Genomic DNA, 20,150 nt, shown 5'->3' with positions numbered 1-20,150 from the left:
GCGGATCGGAAGGGTTTCATGCCTGACAACAACGCGGACAACAACGAACGTGACCTGGCGAATCTGCACATAGAGAAGCCGAAAACACATGCTGCCGGTGCCACTGCAGTGGCCGTGTCGATGAAACGTGCCCTCGGTCACATGGGCCCGACGCGAACCGCGAAGACGCTGCTCAAACTGAATCAGGCCGAGGGCTTCGACTGCATGAGCTGCGCCTGGCCCGATCCTGATCCCGGACACCGGCATACCGCAGAGTTTTGCGAGAACGGCGCGAAAGCCGTCGCCGAGGAGGCCACCACCACGCGCGCAACCCCCACCTTCTTTGCTGAACACAGCATCGACGACCTCGACGGCCGCAGCGAGCACTGGCTCGGGCAACAAGGGCGGATCACGCATCCCATGATCAAACGCCCCTCCGGCACCCACTACGAAGCGATCGAATGGGACGAAGCGTTCGGGCTCATCGCCGATGAGTTGAACCGTCTGAACTCTCCCGACGAGGCGATCTTTTACACATCGGGCCGGGCCTCCAACGAAGCAGCGTTCGTCTACCAGTTGTTTGCCCGCGCCTTTGGCACCAACAATCTCCCCGACTGCTCGAACATGCGTCATGAGTCGACGTCGATCGCCCTGCAGGAATCCATCGGGATCGGTAAGGCCAGCGTCACCCTCGACGACGTCTACGACGCAGAACTGATCGTCATCGCCGGACAGAATCCTGGGACCAACCATCCCCGGATGCTCACCGCGCTTGAAAAGGCCAAGAAGAACGGTGCCAAGATCTTGTCCATCAACCCTTTACGCGAAGCAGGGTTGGTCAACTTCAAGAATCCACAGACCCCGCGCGGCGTGGTCGGTCCCGGCACCGACCTGACCGATCTGTTCCTTCCGATCGCCCTCAACGGCGACCTCGCCCTCTTCCAGGCCCTGGGCTCACTGCTCGTCGAATCAGACGCTCTCGATCACGACTTCATCAACGCCCACACCACGGGTTTCGACGCTTGGCGGGACCACGTTCGGGCCGTGGACTGGGATGTCGTCACCGCGACCACGGGCCTGTCGCGTGAACAGATCGCCGACGCCGCCACGCTTCTTCGTAATTCGAAAGCCACCGTCTTCTGCTGGGCAATGGGCTTGACCCAACACCGCAATGCCGTGGCCACCATCAAAGAAGTCACCAATCTTGCCTTCGCGCAAGGAAACATCGGCAAACCGGGTGCCGGACTGTTCCCGATCCGGGGACATTCCAACGTCCAGGGTGACCGCACAATGGGTATCTGGGAACGTCCGCCACAACATTTTCTGGACTCGCTGCAGCAAGAGTTCGGATTCGATCCCCCACGCGAGCACGGTCTGGACACCGTCGATTCCATCCGGGCGATGCGCGACGGCAAAGCCCATTTCTTCCTCGGTCTCGGCGGGAACTTCGCACAAGCGACACCCGACAGCGATGTCACGTTCCAAGCCCTTCGCAATGCCCGGATGACTGTACAGATTTCAACGAAGATCAACCGCTCCCATCTCGTCTGCGGAGACACCGCCCTGATCCTGCCAACCTTGGGCCGAACCGAGAAGGATGTCCAAACCACTGGGCCTCAATACATCTCGGTCGAGGATTCCACCTGTTCGGTTCATGCCTCCCGGGGTCCATTACCGCCGGCGAGCCCGCACCTCAAATCCGAGGTTGCGATCATCACCGGTATCGCCGAGGCCACACTCGGCAGTCGACACGGTATCGACTGGGCCGCGATGCGTGATGACTATCGCAACATCCGGAAACATATCGCTCGTGTGGTTCCCGGCTGCGAGGGATACGAGGTCAATGTTCGCAAACCTGGCGGGTTCATCCTCCCGCATCCGCCGCGCGACTCCCGCACCTTCGAGACCGACTCCGGCCGTGGAGAATTCGCGGTGTCACCGATCGACGCGCTACAGGTACCGCCCAACCATCTGATCCTGCAGACCTTACGCAGCCACGATCAATTCAACACGACCATCTACGGTTTCAGCGACCGCTACCGCGGCATCGAGGGCGGTCGGCGCGTGATCTTCATGCACCGCGAAGACATATCTGCCCTTGGCCACCGCAACGGCGACATCGTTGACATCGTCACCCGCTGGGACGATGACGACCAGGACCGGTGTGCACGAGCGTTTCGCATTGTCGAATACGCGACCCCACGCGGTTGCGCGGCCGCCTACTATCCGGAGACCAATCCCCTTGTTCCACTGGACTCGACCGCTCTGAAGAGCAATTGTCCGACATCGAAGTCGATCATCGTGTCGTTGGTACCCTCCGATGAGCACACGATGTCGTCGGGGACAGGCAATCAGCAACCGACCGGGTCCGACTGGAATCACAAGTCCCACCCGCAGCCCCGCCATCTGAGCTGAGGAAGAAGAATCCGGCCAGAAGAGTGCATAGAGCGCAGGCATCGCACGGCAACACCTATTCGGCGCGCCAGGTAGATGGCGGAATTTTTGGGTACTCCCCTGTTGCGCCACAACCAGGAGCCACGGTCAGGCCCCAAGCTCCTCGGACCCGACCGACTCGACAGAGTCAGGAGATCCGATGAGCTGCAAGATGGACATACCGACGTTCGGTGTCGAGGAGGAGTTACTACTCGTCGATCCCATCACCGGAGCACCGTTGATGGAGAGCACGGCGGTTCGCCATGTGGCGAAATCGCTCGGGCTGGATCTCCAGTTGGAGATAACACCTTGCCAGATCGAAACAGCGACACCGGTTCTGAACACGTCGTCCGAGTTGCGCCACCACATCCTGAGCAGTCGACGGACTGCGGAATCCGCGGCCCGGGAGATGGGTGGGCGCTTGCTCGCCTGTGGGCTTCCACCCATGCCCGGTGACATCCGGCCGGTCTCCGGAACCGACCGGTACCAACTCCTCGCCGACAACTTCGGCCTACTCGCGAGCGAGCAGGGAGTATCCGGATGTCACGTCCACGTGGCGGTGCCGGATCGAGGTCGCGGCATCGCCGTGATCAGCCGGTCCCGACGCTGGCTACCGGTGCTGTTGGCGCTGACCGCGAACTCCGCGCTGCACAACGCCACCGACACCGGATACGACAGTTGGCGAATGGTGTTGTGGTCGAGATGGCCCACCGCGGACTGTCCGCCACATTTCGAGTCCGAGAACGACTACGACACCGCGATCGCCAGAATGATCGCCGTCGGAGCAGCGCTCGACGAAGGCATGATCTATTGGGATATCCGGTATTCCGGGAAGTTCCAGACCGTGGAGTTCAGGGTCTCCGATGTCCCGGCCACCACGGACGAAACTGTTTTGTGCGCAACACTTGTGCGAGCACTGGTGATGACCGAACTTGCCGCACTACAGCGCAACGACGACCCGCCGCCGCCAGTCGATACCAGCTGGCTGCGACTCGCCAAATGGCGCGCTGCCCGGGACGGGATCACCGGGATGTGCCCAGATCCGTTGAGCGGCAGCATGGTCGATACGCGGACGGCGGTCGATCACCTGGTGCGTCACGTGTCGGATGCCCTTGATCTCCTCGGCGACCACACGATGGTCACAGACACCATAGAGAAGGTGTTCACCTCCGGCAACGGAGCAGTTCATCAACGCCGCGCCTTCCACCTGGGCGGTATCGAGGCCGTCCTCGATCAGGTTGCCACGCGTACGATCGCAGACACGCTGGAACCCGGGCGAGAGACGCTCGAGACCGAAGGTGGAACAGATGCGTGCATGGCGGGTGACGAGTCCCGGTCCGGTTGAGGACTCACCGATCGAGTTGGTGATCGAGCCGCAACCGACCCCTGCCACCGGTGAACTCCTGCTCGCGGTCGAGGCGTGCGGGGTGTGCCGGACCGATCTTCATGTCACCGAAGGGGATCTCCCGGTGCACAGGCCCGGAGTTGTCCCGGGTCACGAGATCGTCGGCCGCGTTGTCGAGATCGCCACCGGCACCACAACAGACTTTCAGGTCGGTGAACTGGTCGGCGTACCGTGGCTGCGTCAGACATGTGGGTCCTGCGTCTACTGCCGCCGGGGATCGGAAAACCTTTGCCTGAGTTCGCTGTACACCGGATGGGACCACGACGGCGGATACGCCGATTTCGTCGTGGCACCGGCCGACTACGCGCTGGCATTGCCCACCGGCTACACCCCCACCGAGCTGGCCCCGCTGTTGTGCGCCGGAATCATCGGTTATCGCGCGCTGAAACGAGCAGAGCTCCCCTCGGGTGGCCGTCTGGGTCTGTACGGATTTGGTGGTAGCGCCCATCTGGTGGCCCAGGTTGCCCTCCACCAGGGCGCGACCCTGCATGTGATGACGCGCGATGAGAAAGCGCGGGACCTTGCGCTCGAACTCGGCGCTTCCTCAGCCCAGGACACCTACGACTCCCCGCCAGAAGCATTGGACGCGGCCATCGTGTTCGCACCCGTCGGCGACATCGTGCCCACGGCGCTGGAGGCACTCGATCGTGGCGGAACACTTTCCCTGGCAGGCATCCACATGAGCGATACGCCACCGCTCGACTATCAGCGGCATCTCTTCCACGAGAAACAGATCCACAGTGTCGAGGCCAACACCCGGTCCGACGCCCGCGAGTTCCTGCGGTTCGCCGATCAGCACCGACTCCACATCGAAACGACCGAATATCCGCTCACCGAAGCACACACCGCGCTACGTGACCTCAAAGCCGGTCACTTCGCCGGCGCGGCAGTCCTGCGCCCCAAACCAGATTGACAGCGGCGACGCCGCCGCAGTTTTCACCGAGAGGTGGGCACGATCGTCACCGGAGTCTGCACGGTGTGCAGCACGGCCTGGCTCGTGGAGCCGAACAGCATCGTCGGTAACCCGCCCCCGCCCCGGCTCCCCATCACGATCAACTGCGCCTGATCAGCTTCGCGCACCAGTTGCCGTACCGGACGATCCCGGACCGTTTCGCGACGGATGTGAACATCCGGAAACTGTTCCTGCCACCCGGCCAGGCTCTCCGCGAGCGCCATGTCGTCATCGGCGTCGGATGGAAGCTTCGGATCGGCAAGTCCTCCCGATGCGGAGTGCCCGGGATCGAGGTCGATCAATGCGTGAACCGCGACCAGGTCGACGCCCCGGATCGACGCCTCGGTCAGGGCGTGGGCCAGCGCCGGTTCGCTGTGTTTGGTGCCGTCGAGACCGACCACCACCGGCAACGCCGATGCCTCTGCAGAGCGGTCGTCCGCCTTCACCACGGTGATCGGGCAGCGGGCGTGGGTGACAACGCTGTTACTGACCGATCCGATGAGGCCCCCTCTGAACTCCCCGAGCCCACGTGAACCGAGTACCAGCATCGCCGACTGCTCCCCCAGTTTCGGCATGATGTCCGCGGCCGAACCCAACTCGATCAGGGTGCTGATCTCGAGATCTCGCGAAGCAGCGGCCTCCCGGGCAACCTCGGCCGCCGCTTCCAAGGTGAGTTCGGCATGGCGCCGGACAACTTTGGAACGATCCGACCGCAGATTGATCGCGTCAGCCAGGCTGGGCAAACGATCCTTCAGCGCCGTGACGATGGCCAAGGGCACGGCCCGAAGTGCCGCATCCTGGGCGGCCCAGCGCACCGCCGCGAGGGAATGCTCCGACCCGTCAACACCGACGATGATCCGCTGAACATGCGACATGGCAACACCTTTCAGACGAGCACTACAGAGGACTCGCAGCTGGGTTTCGTAACCGGTCCCTACCAGTGTCTGTGGTCGAGGCCGCAATGCCAAGAGTCATACGACCCAGCGCGTCGGACTCAACAGTCCTACGCAGGGCGAACAATTCGGAAACCTCAGCGGCTACCGTCGGACACAACGCACTGTGGCTCGGCGCAGGCTCATCGTCGCAAGAGTGGGAGGTCTCGATGTCGGATACGGTCATTCACATCGGACCGGCACTCGCAGTTGCGGTGGTCTTGTTGGCAATCATCGCCGCCCTGGTCGCCTACGCGGGACGAACCCGAATGGAATGGGCAATTGCCCGGGCATCGGTTCGCGCGACCATTCAGCTGGGTTCACTGGCACTCGTTCTTGGGCTGCTCGTAGGTAATCTGTGGGCGTCCGCCGGATTTGTACTCGTGATGGCGGTCATCGCGTCGTGGACCGCCGCCGGCCGAGTCACCGGGCACCGGCCCACACTTCGCGAGATAGGGCGGACCCTGGTCCCGGTCGCGGCGATGACGATCGTCATTGTCGCCGGGCTGGTACTCGTGGGGGTACTCCCCGCGTCCGGGCTGGCGGTGATCCCCAGCGCGGGCATCATGATCGGCGGCGCGATGAACACGACATCGTTGACCGGTCGCCGGGCGGCCGACGAACTGAAGGTTCGACACGGTGAAGTCGAAGCGGCCTTATCTCTGGGGTTCTCGAAATATGATGCCCGCATGGAGATTTGCCGCGCAGCTGCGTCCACCGCGCTCGTGCCGGCCATCGACCAGACCCGAACCGTCGGCCTCGTGACGATTCCGGGCGCGTTTGTCGGCATGGTGCTCGGCGGGGCCTCACCGACCGATGCCGCGATCATGCAATTGTTTGTCCTGATATCCCTACTCGCCGTCTGCGCGACCGCGCTGGTCCTGACAACGGGACTCGTCGCCCACGGCACACTCGTCGACGTCAATTCTCGGCTCACCACAGCTGAATGACCCCGGCTCGGCAAGTCGCCGGGGAGTTTCACCGAGCTCTGAAAAATGCTGGTATGCAACAGAACCCGCACGACACCGAATTGCGCATCGTTGGATATGAAACGATGGCTCGATGACGGATCGAGAAGTATTGACCTGGGACCTGTTCGGGCAGGCGAGCCGTGAACTCGCCCAGTCGATTGCCGACTCCGGGTTTGCTCCCGAGGTTGTCCTCGGGATCGCACGCGGCGGTTTGCTGCCGGCCGGAGCACTGGCCTACAACCTCGATTGCAAGGCACTGTTCACTATGAACGTCGAGTTTTACACCGGTATGGGGACCACCCTGGACGATCCGGTGATCCTGCCCCCGATCCTCGACGCCACCGAACTCGACGGACTGAGCGTGCTCGTCGTCGATGATGTCGCCGACAGCGGGCGGACACTCGAGCTGGTCCATGGCTTCTGTCGCGATCACGCCTCCGAGGTGCGCACCGCGGTGGTGTACGAGAAGCCCACGTCGGTCATCCGCGCCGACTACACCTGGCGTCTGACCGACAAGTGGATCAATTTCCCGTGGTCGACGTTGCCGCCCATCACGCCGCGCTAGACATCCGGGATATCAGACTTTGGGACACCGGCTCAGGCAAGCGCCGCCACCACGTCGACATCGAGTTCGCCGACACCGCCGATCACCAGCGCGGCCGGCTCGATCGCGTCAGGGGCCGGCGGGTATTCCGGACGTGGGGCGGCGATGAGCACAAGCCCGGCGGCAGTCGCCGAACGCATACCGTTCGATGAGTCCTCGATGGCGGCACAGGCGGTGGGTTCGGCGCCGAGTGCGGCGACCGCATGCAGATAGACGTCCGGTGCGGGTTTACCCCTGTCGAGGTCCTCTGTGGAGACCGTGACCTCGAACAGCTCGGTCCATCCCGCACTGTGCAGGACCGCGTCGATCAGTCGGCGCGGTGACGAACTCGCCAACCCCAGCCGCCACCGGTCCGCGCACGTGCGGACCGCCTCATCGGCGCCGGGCAGCACCGGCAGATGCTCCTCATAGCGCGCCACCATGTGATCGATGACAATCTGCGCCACCTCCGCCGGCGGTCTGCCGACCCCGAGATCTGCACTGAGATAGGCGGCCCACTCCGGGGTGCTCATACCCATCAACGCCGTCTGCGCTTCGGGAAGCCACCTGCCGCCGTACTCGGCGACAACGTCCCGCCGGACCTGCTCCCAGATCGGTTCGGAGTCGATCAGCACGCCGTCCATGTCAAACACCACTGCTTGGATCACCCGCCCATCATCTCCCGATCGTCTTTCGAATGCGCCGGGCGGGCCGATGCGCGCTCGATGTTCAGCCGAGGTTGATGACCGCGGGTCCCGGCGACTCGGCGTACAGGTCGCCGATCGTGTCGGCGTACTTGGCCGCAATCGGCTTGCGCCGCAACTTCATTGTCGGAGTGAGTTCATCGCCGCCGGGATCCCAGGCGGCCGGAACGATGACAAACCGTTTGATCTGCTCCACCCGGGATAGTTTGGCGTTGCCGGCCCGGACCGCCTCGGCGACCTCCTTGACGATTTCCTCACGTCCGACCAGATCCGCGATCTGCGCAGCGGGCACACCCAATGCCTTCGCTCTCAGGGCACAGACGTCGGGATCGAGCGCCACGAGCGCGCTGACATACGGCTTGTTGTCGCCGATTGCCACCACCTGGCTCACCAGCGACGAGAACGCCTTCACCGCGTTCTCGATATTGCTGGGCGCCATGTTCTTACCCGACTCGTTGATGATCAGCTCTTTTTTACGATCGACGATGGTGAGGTTGCCCTCGGCGTCGATGGTGCCCACGTCGCCGGTCGCGAACCAGCCGTCGGCATCAATCGCCTCGGCGGTCTTCTCCGGCTTGTTGCGGTAGCCGCGCATCACGATCGGCGCCCGCACCAGCACTTCGCCGTCCTCGGCGATCTTGAGTTCCACTCCACCGACGGCCTTGCCCACCGTTCCCACCCGGAGGTCGTCGGCCGACGTCTTGGTCGCCGCACCGGTGGTTTCGCTCAAACCCCAGACCTCGATGATCGGAATACCCAGTCCGACAAAGAATTCGATCACTTCGACAGGTATCGACGCAGCCCCGGACATCGCCAACTCGACCTGGTCCAGACCGAGGGCGGCCCGCACCTTGGACAGCACCAGCCTGTCGGCGACCTGATACTGCACGTCCAATGCCTTGCCCCGCGGCCGACCGGCCAAATCGGCCTTGGCCCCGCGCGCGGCAACGTCCAACGCCCACCCCGCCAGCTTCGATTTGACCGGGCTGGTCTCTTCGGCGAGCTTCACCTCGATCCCGGCCTTGATCTTCTGCCACACCCGCGGCACCCCGAAGAAGATGGTCGGTCGGACATCCGGCAAGGCAGCCGCGAACTCCCTTGGATCCGCAACTGAAGTGATCTGTATGCCACGCAACTGATTGGCGCCATGCGACGACACGCGGTCGGCGATATGGGCCGCGGGCAGATACGAGATGATCCGATCGTCGAACCCGGCATCGAGTTCAGCGGACACCGATTCGGCTGCCGCGATGACATTCCGATGGGTGATCTCCACACCCTTCGGCGGACCAGTGGTACCCGACGTGTAGATCAGTGTGACCAGATCATCGGATTCGATTGCGCGCCAAGCTGCCTGGAAGTCGAACTCATCATCGGGTTGCGCTTCGACATCCCGCAGTTCGATGGCACCCTCCGCCGGGCCGTCGACAACGATGATGTGTGCCAGATCGACGCCGGACCGCTTCACCACCGGGATGAACGCCTGTTCGGTGACCACGATGCGGGTGGCGGCGTCGGTGAACAGGTACTCGAGCTGCTCCGGGGCGCTGGTGTTGTATACCGAGAACGGAACCGCACCCAGGTGGGCGATCGCGGTATCGACGAGGTGGAACTCCGGCCGGTTCCTCAGCATCAGCCCCACGGTGTCGCCGCGCCGCACGCCCAACGTGACCAGACCCAGGGCTATCGCTTCAACCCGCTGTGCGTACTCGCGCCAGGTGATCTCTTGTATACCGCCCGGCGTGCGTAGTGCCACCTGGTCGGGATGCATCTTTGCGGTCAGCTGAAATGCCTCGACAGTGGTGTGGACAGCGACCCCCGACGGGTGATGGAAGACGGTGTCTGGGGTGTTCTCACTCATCTGAACTCCTACCGGTCCGACCGGACCGCTGGCCTGCACCGCACACGGCGACGCGATATCGGACATGCCTGTCCCGATAAGTTAACCTCGGCACCCCACCCGCGGTGCCGGTTTGGGGTTAACCAATCGCTATCCAACATCTGGTTCGGGTTCGGGTTTCGACCATCAGATGGCAGCACGACATTACTCGTGGGTAACATAGGTGGCCGTGGGCTCTACGCCGCCGCTTATCAGGGCACTGACCACCGTGTCCGCGCACCGCAGACCCGAATCGACACCTGAAGGAGAACGCCATGTCCACTCCAGACGCCACGTCCGGACCGGCACCGTTGACCATTGCAACCGACCCCGCCGTGAGCCCCGCCGCGGACGGTTCGGTCACCTATCGGGTAGAGCAGACCTCGTTCGGTCCGATCGCACACGTCCAGCTGAACCGGCCCGACAAGCACAACGGCCTCACGCTGCCCCTGCTCGCCGGACTCACCAATGCCGCCAAACTCGCCGGCCGGGACAAGACCCTGCGCGCGGTGATCATCAGCGGCGCCGGCAAATCGTTCAGTGCCGGCCTCGACTTCGCCAGCCTCGCGGGCAAGGAGAAGAGCATCTACCGGACATTCATCCCCAATCTGCTGTTGGGAGACAATGGTTTTCAGAATCCCGCCTGGCAGTGGCGACGCGTACCCGTGCCGGTCATCGCCGTGGTGCACGGCCACTGCTACGGCGGCGGACTACAGATCGCACTGGGTGCCGACTTCCGATTCGCGACACCGGACGCCGACTTCTCGGTTCTCGAAGCCAAGTGGGGTCTGATTCCCGACATGTCCGCGTCGGCGTCCCTGTCGCAGCTCACCGGCATCGACATCGCCAAACGCCTCACGATGACCGGGGAGATGCTCTCCGCGGCCGAGGCCAAGGAGATCGGACTGGTCACCGGAGTGGCCGACGACCCGCATGCGGCGGCCATGGATCTCATCGAGAAGATCGCGGCCCGCTCGCCCGACTCGGTCGCGTCGACAAAGCGGTTGTTCGAGAAGACCTGGTCTCGGTCACCGCGCTTCTCGTTCCCCGTCGAGCAGGTCCTGCAGTTGCGTCTACTGCGCGGTGTGAACCATGCGATCGCCCGCAAGGCAGGCATGAAGCGCGAGACCCCGGTATTCAAGGACCGTCAGGTCTGATCGGCGGCCGGTCTCACGGCGCGATGTCGATGCCGTGTTCGAGGACGCTCTGGGTCGTCTCGTACCGGAACATGGAACCGATCTCGACGACGTAGCGGTCGCGGTCTTCGGGAATGCCGGGAACCGAGAACTCGAGCCGGCATTCGTCGGCCGACAACCTCGGCGTGGCCAGCGTCGACTGCTCGAGAACGGTCAGGTCGACATCGAGGATCCGCACCCGGGTGCCGACCCTGATCTCCTCGAATTCGCCTGTGCCACCGCATATGTCGTTGGCCGATACCTCGTACTGACCGGCGGTGAGCACCACGGCGCCTTCGGCGGTGAAATCCCTGGTCTGCGAACCGATCGCGATCGCACCGATTCCGAGGATCGCAAAGATCACACCCGCGATCGCGCTGATGCCGATGACCGGTCTGCGGGTACGCCGCTGCCAGCTGCGCGGCTCCAGGTCATGGCCCGGCGTCAGCCAATACTGGGGCGTTGATTGCAGGGGCTGCATGGGACAAGTCTGCCTCATACAGCCCGATCAACGTCTGCGATGTCGATCAGGCGTTGCAGTGTCGATCAAGCTTTGCGGGGCGGGAAGTACTTGATGAGCGCTTCCTGGACCACGGTGGTGGCCAGCACACCTTCGCGGGTGAAGAAGCGACCGGTGCCGAGCCCGCGGGAGCCGGCCGCGACGGGCGACTCACTCGCATACAACAGCCAGTCGTCGAAGCGGAATTCACGGTGGAACCACATCGAGTGGTTCACGGTGGCGGCGAACAATCGGTCGATCCCCCACGACAATCCGTGCGTGGTGATGATCGAATCCAGCAGCGTGGTGTCGGAGGCGTAACACATCGCCGCGACATGGAGCAGCGGATCGTCGGGCATCTGACCGTCGGTCCGCATCCACACCCGGTTGTGTTCGAGGCGCTCGCCGGTTTCGCGGGCCTTCCAGGTGGGATCGTTGGCAAAACGGATGTCGATGGGATGCATCGCGTTCACAAACGTCGCAACCCGGTCTTCGTAACCCTTGAAGTGCTCTCCGAGCGGCGGTAGATCCTCGGGGTACGGCACCTCGGGGATCTGCACCGAATGTTCGAGTCCGGCCTTGTTGTCCTGGAACGCGACAAGCATCGAGAAGATCTCGTCGCCCTCTTGCATGACCGTCACCAGGCGGTTGGCGAACGGCTTCCCGTCGCGCAGGCGGGTCACGTGATACTCGAGCGGTTTTGTCACATCGCCACCGCGGATGAAGTGCGCGTGGATCGCGTGAACCGGTGTCGGCCGCGGCACACTCCTGCCCGCCGCCACCACACCCTGGCTCAGGAGCTGACCGCCAAAGGTCCGGGCCCCCACCTGCGTCGGGTGTACCCCGATGTACAGATCCGGCTCGGGCTCCTCCAGATCGAAAAGAGAGAGAAGTTTGGACAGATCCGACGGGGTACCCGGGGCATCACTCACAGGCACAAACTGTAGAGGATGCCCCCGGGGGCCACCGGGCTCAGTGGTCGTCTTCGCCGATCCGGTGGACGTGGATCATGTTGGTGGCGCCGGCGGTATTGGGAGGTGAACCCGCCACGATGACGACCTGGTCCCCTACTTTGAGCCGACCGATCTCGAGCAGCGCCTTGTCCACCTGGCGGATCATCGCGTCGGTCGAGTCGCATTTGGGAACGATGAAAGTTTCTGTGCCCCAACTCATCGCCAGTTGACTGCGGATCTCGGGCATCGGCGTGAACGCCAGTACCGGAAGCTTCGTGTGCAGGCGGGCCAACCGGCGAACGGTGTCACCGGACTGTGTGAAGGCCACCAGCGCCTTGGCGTCGAGACGCTCTCCGATGTCGCGGGCGGCGTACGAGATGATGCCGCGCTTGGTACGCGGCACGTGCGACAGTGGCGGAACCGTTCGCGGGCTGTTCTCGACGGCCTGCACGATGCGCGCCATCGTCTGGACCGTCTCCATGACGTAGGAGCCCACCGAGGTCTCCCCCGACAGCATCACGGCGTCGGCGCCGTCGAGTACGGCGTTGGCGACATCGGAGGCCTCGGCGCGGGTCGGCCGAGAGTTCTCGATCATCGACTCGAGCATCTGGGTGGCGACGATCACCGGCTTGGCGTTCTCACGTGCCATCTGGATGGCCCGCTTCTGCACCAGCGGCACCTCTTCGAGGGGAAGTTCGACACCGAGGTCGCCGCGGGCCACCATCACCGCGTCGAACGCCAGCACGACTGCTTCGAGGTTGTCGATGGCCTCGGGCTTCTCCAGCTTTGCGATGACCGGGACCCGTCGTCCGACCCGGTCCATGATCGCGTGCACGAGTTCGATGTCGGCCGGTGACCGCACGAACGACAGCGCGATGAGGTCGACGCCGAGTGCCAGTGCGAACTCCAGGTCGGCTTCGTCCTTGTCGGACATCGCCGGCACCGAGACGTTCATCCCGGGCAGGGAGACACCCTTGTTGTTGCTGACCGGGCCGCCCTCGGTGACCGTGCAGATGACGTCATTGCCCTCGACATCGACAACGGTCAGGCCGACCTTGCCGTCGTCGACCAGCAGCCGATCACCGGGCTGCGCATCCTCGGCCAGTTGCTTGTAGGTGGTCGAGACGCGATCGACGCTTCCTTCGCAGTCCTCGACGGTGATCCGCACTTCTTTGCCCGCCGACCAGTGCACCGGTCCGTCGGCAAACGTACCGAGCCGGATCTTGGGGCCCTGGAGGTCCGCGAGGATGCCGACCGCGTGCCCGGTGGCGTCCGATGCCTTACGCACCCGGTCGTACATCTCCCGGTGGTCTTCGTGCTTGCCGTGGCTGAAGTTCAATCGCGCGACATCCATGCCGCTTTCGACCAACTCCTGAACACGTTCATCGGTGGCGGTTGCAGGTCCGAGGGTGCATACGATTTTGGTACGTCGATTCACTCCTACGACCCTAGTCCGCACAGTCGGCCCCCTCTACGTGAGCCATCAGAACGTCATGAGTTGTTTTCTGCACCACACCTGCAATCCCGGGCATACGTCCGATTCCGGACAGACAACCGCGAGGCCCACAAATCGGTCCGATCAGCGACGTTGACGACGTCAACGGACCGACAGGGGCAGTGCCGCGGGATGTACCGGCGATGGCAGGTCGGACGCACCCATCAGGAACTCGTCGACCCCACGTGCTGCCGCGCGACCTTCGGCGATCGCCCACACGACCAGCGAGGCACCCCGATGTGCGTCGCCGCACACAAAGACCCCGGGCGCGTCGGTCTGCCAGTCACTGCCGCAGCCCAGTGCGCCACGGCGATTGGTCGCGAGCTCCAGATCCGTCAGGAGGGTCATGTCCTCGACACCGTCGAAACCGATCGCGAAAAGCGCCATTTCACAGGGCAATTCGAACTCGTCACCGATCGGGACGATCGTGCGGCGACCGTCCTGATCACGCTCGACGGTGACTTCCGCCAGAACCATCGCAGCGACATTGCCCTTGTCATCACCGATGAACCGTTGCACCGCCACCTGATACTTACGCTCTCCGCCTTCGACGTGGGCCGACGAACTACGCAGGATCAACGGCCACGTCGGCCACGGCGACCGATCGTCGTCGCGCTCTTCGGGTAGCTCCGGGTTGTAGTCGAGTTGGGTCACCGACGCCGCGCCCTGCCGGTGCGCCGTCCCGAGGCAGTCCGCACCGGTGTCACCGCCGCCGATGATCACCACATGTTTGCCGTGAGCGGAGATCTGGGAGGGACCGTCGCCCTCACATTCCTTGTTGGCGGGCACCAGATGTTCCATGGCCAGGTGCACTCCACCGAGGTCCCGTCCGGGCACCGGGTTGTCACGCGCCTTCAGAGCGCCCACGGCCAGCACAACAGCGTCGAAGCGCTCCCGCAGCTGCGGGACCGTCAGATCGACGCCGACGTTGCAACTGGTGACGAATTCGGTGCCCTCGTCGCGCATCTGGGCCAACCGCCGATCGATGTCGGCCTTCTGCAGCTTGTATTCGGGGATTCCGTAGCGCAGCAGACCCCCCAGACGATCGTCGCGTTCATAGACCGTCACCGCATGTCCGGCCCGTGTGAGCTGCTGTGCCGCAGCCAATCCGGCCGGTCCCGATCCGACCACGGCGACAGATTTCCCGGACGTGGTCTTCGACGTCTGTGGCCGGACATAACCTTCGCGCCAGGCGTCCTCCGCGATGGTCTTCTCGATGCGCTTGATGGTGACGCTGCCACCGGTGGTCGCCTGCGAGATGGACAGCACGCAGGCTGATTCGCAGGGTGCCGGACAGATCTTTCCGGTGAATTCCGGGAAGTTGTTGGTGGCGTGCAACCGATCACTCGCCACATCCCACCGACCCCGCCTCACCAGATCGTTCCACTCCGGGATCAGGTTGCCCAACGGACAGCCGGCAGTTCCCGAGTGGCAGAACGGGATACCACAGTCCATGCAGCGGCGGGCCTGCTCAGAGACGTTGCGGTCCTCTTTCAGCGGATCAGTGTCGGCGTATACGTCCAGCCAATCCTTGACCCGCTCGTCCGCCGGGCGCGCTGCCGCCTCGGCCTTGCCAACATCCAGAAATCCGCGCGGATCAGCCACGAGCTGCCTCCATGATCGCCGAATCCACGTCTCGGCCTTCGGCTTCCGCCATCTGGGCCGCATCGAGGACACGTTGGTAGTCGGTGGGCATCACCTTGGTGAACTTACGGCTGCGCCGGGGCCAGTCGGCGAGCATCGAAGCTCCCACTGCCGAGCCGGTGAGCTCCACATGCTTGGTGATGCGTTCGTGCAAGAACAGCAGGTCGTCGGGATCGGGGCTCAGCAGGTCGACCATCGCCGTGTTCACCTTGGACGAATCCAGTTGGTAGACATAGGCGATACCGCCGGACATACCGGCCGCGAGATTGCGCCCGGTCGGCCCGATGATCACCACACGCCCGCCGGTCATGTACTCGCAGGCATGGTCACCCACGCCTTCGACCACCGCGAGGGCACCTGAATTGCGCACCGAGAACCGCTCACCGACGCGACCACGCAGATAGACCTCACCACTGGTGGCGCCGTACAGGATGGTGTTGCCCGCGATCACCTGATCCTCGGCGATGAACAGTGCATCCGGATCGGGCCGGACGATGATCTTGCCGCCGCACAATCCCTTTCCGACGTAGTCGTTGGCGTCTCCGGTCAACGCGAGCGTCACACCCGGCGGCAGAAACGCGCCGAGCGACTGGCCTGCCGAACCCGTCAGGGACACCGTGATGGTGTCCTCGGCCAGACCGGTCGCGCCGTATCGCCGGGTCACCTCCGACCCGAGCAGTGTGCCGACGGTGCGGTTGACGTTGCGGACCGGTAGTTCGAGGGTTACCGGATGTGCATCCTCGAGTGCACCTTCCGCCAGCTGGATGAGGGTCTGATCGAGTGCCTTGTCCAGCGCGTGGTCCTGACCCCGCATCCGGCGCTTCGGCGATGTGGTCTCCGGTGTGCTGAAGATCGGTGAGAGGTCGAGTCCCTTCGACTTCCAGTGCGCCACACCGGGTGCCGTGTGCAGCGCCTCGGCATGACCGACCGCTTCGTCGAGGGTGCGGAATCCGAGCATCGCCAGGTGTTCGCGGACGTCTTCGGCCACGAACTTGAAGAAGTTGATGATGTGCTCCGCCTGACCCGTGAACCGCGCCCGCAGTTTCGGGTTCTGGGTGGCCACTCCCACCGGGCAGGTGTCGAGGTGACAGACCCGCATCATGATGCAACCCGCGACAATCAGTGGCGCAGTGGAGAATCCGTACTCTTCGGCACCGAGCAGCGCAGCGACCATGACGTCTCGACCGGTCCGCAACGCACCGTCGCACTGCACGGTGATGCGGTCACGCAACCCGTTGAGCATCAGGGTTTGCTGGGCGTCGGCCAGTCCGATCTCCCATGGGGTTCCGGCATGTTTGAGCGACGTCAGCGGTGATGCACCGGTACCACCGTCGTGACCTGAGATGAGCACCACGTCGGCGTGGGCCTTCGAGACACCGGTGGCCACCGTGCCGACCCCCATCGCGCTGACCAGCTTGACGTGGATGCGCGCCTGCGAATTGGCGTTCTTCAGGTCGTGGATCAGCTGGGCCAGATCCTCGATCGAATAGATGTCGTGATGTGGCGGCGGCGAGATCAGCGCGACGCCCGGCGTGGAATGCCGGGTCTTGGCGATCCATGGATACACCTTGTACGCCGGGAGTTGGCCGCCCTCACCGGGTTTCGCGCCCTGCGCCATCTTGATCTGGATGTCGGTGGCATTGATCAGGTAGTCGCTGGTGACACCGAACCGGCCCGAGGCGACCTGCTTGACCGCGCTGCGGCGCATCGGGTCGTACAGACGATCGGTGTCCTCGCCGCCCTCACCGGAATTCGAGCGCCCACCGATGGTGTTCATGGCGATCGCGATCGTCTCGTGCGCTTCGGCCGATATCGAGCCGTAGCTCATCGCACCGGTGTTGAACCGCTTCATGATCTCTTCGATCGGTTCCACCTCGTCGAGCGGGACCGGCTCACGGTCCGAGGCGAATTCGAACAGCCCGCGGAGCGTGCCACCTTCCCGGGAGAGCCGGTTCACCTCATCGGTGTACTTGCGGTAGACCTCGGTCCTGCCGGACTTGGCCGCATGCTGAAGCAGGAACACCGTTTCCGGGCTGAAGAGGTGGAGTTCACCTTCGCGCCGGTACTGGTATTCGCCGCCGACCTCGAGCGGGCGATACACCTGCTCCGTCGGGTTCTCCGGGTAGGCCCGGTGGTGGCGGATCCGGACCTCCTCGGCGATCTCGTCGAGGCCGATGCCACCGATCCTGGTCTTGGTGCGGGTGAAGTACTCCTGCACCAGATCCGGGGCCAGGCCGACGGCCTCGAAACACTGTGCGGCGGTGTAGGACCCGACCGTGGAGATCCCCATTTTGCTCATCACCTTGAGCACACCCTTGCCCAGGCCCTGCAGATAGTTGCGGACTGCCTTCGACGCGTTGACACCGGTCAGTTCACCTTCTGCGACAAGGTCTTCGATCGTCTCGAACGCCAGATAGGGATTGACCGCGGCGGCACCGAAGCCGATGAGCAATGCCACGTGGTGGACCTCGCGGGCGTCACCGGTCTCGACGACCAGCGCCACCCGGGTCCGCTCCTTGGTCCGGACCAGGTGGTGGTGGACCGCGGAGGTCGCCAGCAGCGACGGGATCGGCGCATTGTCACGCGTGGTCTCCCGGTCACTGATCACCAGCGTGGAGAAGCCCGCCGCGATGGCCTCACTGGCGCGCGCCCGCAGATCCGCCAACCCACGTTCGAGCCCGGGGCCGCCCTCGGCCACCGGGTAATGCGCACGCAGCACCTTCGCCGACAGGCCACGGTGATTGCCCTCGTCGTTGATGTGCACGATCTTGGCGAGTTCCTCGTTGTTGAGAACCGGCCACGGCAACAGGATCTGCCGGCAGGAGGCGGCCGACGGATCGAGTACGTTCTGTTCCGGACCCATCACGCGAGCCATCGACGTGACGATCTCCTCGCGGATGGCGTCGAGCGGTGGATTGGTCACCTGCGCAAACAATTCCACGAAATAGTCGTAGAGGAGCCGGGACCGCTGCGAGAGCACCGCGATCGGCGTATCGGTGCCCATCGATCCGAGCGCCTCATACCCTGACGCAGCCATCGGAGTGATCAGGATCCGGAGCTCTTCTTCGGTGTAGCCGAAGGTCACCTGGCGACGGACGACCGATTCGTGGCTGGGAACAAACCGGGGACGCTCGGGCAGTCGCGCCAATTCCAGCAGACCGGCGTGCAGCCATTCCTCGTACGGCTTCTCGTCGATCAGCTGCCCCTTGACCTCGCAGTCCGGGATACGGCGGCCTGCCGCGGTGTCGATCAGGAACATCTTGCCGGGCTCGAGCCGCCCCTTGGCGATGATCTCCTCGTTCGGGATGTCGAGCACGCCGGCCTCCGACGCGAGGACAACCTTGCCGCCGGCGGTCTGCCACCAGCGTCCGGGTCGCAGCCCGTTGCGGTCGAGTACCGCTCCCACCAAGGTGCCGTCGGTGAAGGTGACACACGCCGGACCGTCCCAGGCCTCCATCAGCGAGGCGTGGAACTGGAGGAATGCCCGACGCCGGGGATCCATGTCGGGGACGTTCTCCCAGGCCTCCGGGACCATCATCATCACGCAGTGCGGAACGCTGCGGCCACCCAGATGAAGCAGTTCGAGCACCTCGTCGAGCGAGGCCGAGTCCGATGCGTCGGGGCTGCAGATGGGGAACACACGCGAGAGGTCCCCGGGGATCAGATCCGTGGCCACCATGGCCTCGCGGGCGCGCATCCGATTGCGGTTGCCGCGCACGGTGTTGATCTCACCGTTGTGGGCGACAAAGCGGAACGGGTGGGCCAGCGGCCAGGACGGGAACGTGTTGGTCGAGAACCGGGAGTGCACGATGGCGATCGCGCTGTGTGCGCGCTCGTCCCGCAGGTCCGGATAGAACGCGGGCAGCTGCTTGGTCGTCAGCATGCCCTTGTAGACGATGGTCCGGCTCGACAACGACGCGAAATAGAGTCCGCTGCCCTCGGCTTCGGTCTCCGGTGTCACCCGCTCGGCACGCTTGCGCAGCGGGTAGACCAGGCGATCAAGATCGAGACCTGCCGGCGCCGTGCCATCGGCCCGCAACGGCGCGGCGACGAAGAGCTGACTCATGTATGGCATACAGGCCCGGGCGGTGTCGCCGATGTCGGCGGCGTCGACCTCGACCGGCAGTTCACGCCAGCCCAGGATGGTGATGTTCTCTTCGTCGGCAATCGTCTCGACGCGTGCCACCGCGAGAGCGCGAGCCTGCGGCTCCGCGGGCAGGAAGCAGTTTCCGACGGCGAAGGTGTTCCCGGCGACCGGGTCGGCAGGGGGCAGGACGAAATCGACGACCTCGCGCAGAAATCCATGTGGAACCTGCATCAGGATCCCGGCCCCGTCACCGCTGTTGATCTCGGCTCCGGCCGCGCCACGATGGTCGAGGTTCTCTAGCGCCAGCAGACCATCTGCGACGATCTCGTGCGTTCGACGGCCGTGAATATCGGCGACCATGGCGACACCGCACGAGTCGACTTCTGCGTCCGGGTCGTATAGACCCTGAGCCTTGGGGACCTGAGAGAACAGCAAATCCGACCTCCACGCCTGGCCCCC

General features: G+C 64.1%; 14 protein-coding genes. 6 read left to right on the top strand and 8 right to left on the bottom strand.

Going from position 1 to position 20,150, the window contains the following annotated elements; all coding sequences use genetic code 11:
* Nucleotides 1-18: 18 nt before the first annotated feature.
* From H290_RS0106035 to H290_RS0106025, 3 genes are all read left to right on the top strand, one after another.
* Entirely contained in the window at nucleotides 19-2,394 is a 2,376-nt protein-coding gene (locus H290_RS0106035) for an FdhF/YdeP family oxidoreductase (protein ID WP_020105877.1), read from the top strand.
* A 178-nt stretch (nucleotides 2,395-2,572) separates the two neighbouring features.
* Nucleotides 2,573-3,757 carry a glutamate--cysteine ligase gene (locus H290_RS27910; RefSeq protein WP_231373508.1) on the top strand — a complete coding sequence of 395 codons (1,185 nt, stop codon included), beginning with the start codon at nucleotides 2,573-2,575 and terminating at the stop codon, nucleotides 3,755-3,757.
* Entirely contained in the window at nucleotides 3,720-4,730 is a 1,011-nt protein-coding gene (locus H290_RS0106025; RefSeq protein ID WP_028462848.1) for a zinc-binding alcohol dehydrogenase family protein, read from the top strand. The genes H290_RS27910 and H290_RS0106025 overlap by 38 nt, the downstream gene beginning before the upstream one ends.
* A gap of 23 nt (nucleotides 4,731-4,753) precedes the next feature.
* Here H290_RS0106025 and H290_RS0106020 read toward each other — a convergent pair whose 3' ends face one another.
* Nucleotides 4,754-5,644, bottom strand: coding sequence for a universal stress protein (locus tag H290_RS0106020; protein ID WP_020105874.1), 891 nt, complete (start codon nucleotides 5,642-5,644; stop codon nucleotides 4,754-4,756).
* Between the two features lie 227 nt (nucleotides 5,645-5,871).
* On the opposite strand from H290_RS0106020, the gene H290_RS0106015 reads away from it, so the two are divergent.
* Nucleotides 5,872-6,651 (top strand): ABC transporter permease, encoded by a 780-nt coding sequence (locus H290_RS0106015; RefSeq protein ID WP_020105873.1) that lies wholly within the window; start codon nucleotides 5,872-5,874, stop codon nucleotides 6,649-6,651.
* A 112-nt stretch (nucleotides 6,652-6,763) separates the two neighbouring features.
* Entirely contained in the window at nucleotides 6,764-7,237 is a 474-nt protein-coding gene (locus H290_RS0106010; RefSeq protein ID WP_020105872.1) for a phosphoribosyltransferase, read from the top strand.
* 32 nt (nucleotides 7,238-7,269) lie between these two features.
* On the opposite strand, the gene H290_RS0106005 is transcribed toward H290_RS0106010, so the two are convergent.
* Together H290_RS0106005 and H290_RS0106000 are read right to left on the bottom strand one after the other, a co-directional pair.
* Entirely contained in the window at nucleotides 7,270-7,923 is a 654-nt protein-coding gene (locus tag H290_RS0106005; protein ID WP_020105871.1) for an HAD-IA family hydrolase, read from the bottom strand.
* A 61-nt stretch (nucleotides 7,924-7,984) separates the two neighbouring features.
* The gene (locus H290_RS0106000) at nucleotides 7,985-9,820 is read right to left on the bottom strand and encodes a long-chain fatty acid--CoA ligase (protein WP_028462847.1); all 1,836 of its coding nucleotides are present in this window, start codon (nucleotides 9,818-9,820) and stop codon (nucleotides 7,985-7,987) included.
* 293 nt (nucleotides 9,821-10,113) lie between these two features.
* On the opposite strand from H290_RS0106000, the gene H290_RS0105995 reads away from it, so the two are divergent.
* Nucleotides 10,114-10,995 carry a crotonase/enoyl-CoA hydratase family protein gene (locus H290_RS0105995; protein ID WP_020105869.1) on the top strand — a complete coding sequence of 294 codons (882 nt, stop codon included), beginning with the start codon at nucleotides 10,114-10,116 and terminating at the stop codon, nucleotides 10,993-10,995.
* Between the two features lie 13 nt (nucleotides 10,996-11,008).
* On the opposite strand, the gene H290_RS30095 is transcribed toward H290_RS0105995, so the two are convergent.
* The 5 genes from H290_RS30095 to gltB form a co-directional block, all read right to left on the bottom strand.
* Nucleotides 11,009-11,494: a hypothetical protein gene (locus tag H290_RS30095; RefSeq protein WP_020105868.1), complete on the bottom strand. Its 486-nt coding sequence runs from the start codon at nucleotides 11,492-11,494 to the stop codon at nucleotides 11,009-11,011.
* Nucleotides 11,495-11,559: 65 nt separating this feature from the next.
* Nucleotides 11,560-12,450, bottom strand: a complete 891-nt coding sequence (locus H290_RS0105985; protein ID WP_020105867.1) for an acyl-CoA thioesterase II — start codon at nucleotides 12,448-12,450, stop codon at nucleotides 11,560-11,562.
* A 34-nt stretch (nucleotides 12,451-12,484) separates the two neighbouring features.
* Nucleotides 12,485-13,903, bottom strand: coding sequence for a pyruvate kinase (gene pyk, locus H290_RS0105980; protein WP_020105866.1), 1,419 nt, complete (start codon nucleotides 13,901-13,903; stop codon nucleotides 12,485-12,487).
* Between the two features lie 159 nt (nucleotides 13,904-14,062).
* Nucleotides 14,063-15,565: a glutamate synthase subunit beta gene (locus H290_RS0105975; protein WP_020105865.1), complete on the bottom strand. Its 1,503-nt coding sequence runs from the start codon at nucleotides 15,563-15,565 to the stop codon at nucleotides 14,063-14,065.
* Complete coding sequence (gene gltB, locus H290_RS0105970; protein WP_028462845.1) at nucleotides 15,558-20,126, bottom strand: glutamate synthase large subunit; 4,569 nt, start codon at nucleotides 20,124-20,126, stop codon at nucleotides 15,558-15,560. Before gltB ends, H290_RS0105975 begins: the two co-directional genes overlap by 8 nt.
* Nucleotides 20,127-20,150: the final 24 nt, after the last annotated feature.

It is taken from the genome of Nocardia sp. 348MFTsu5.1, from assembly GCF_000383535.1.
Taxonomy (GTDB): Bacteria; Actinomycetota; Actinomycetes; order Mycobacteriales; family Mycobacteriaceae; genus Williamsia; species Williamsia faeni.
The sequence above is the reverse complement of the archived record's forward strand: the minus strand, read 5'-3'. Positions and strand labels throughout refer to the sequence as shown.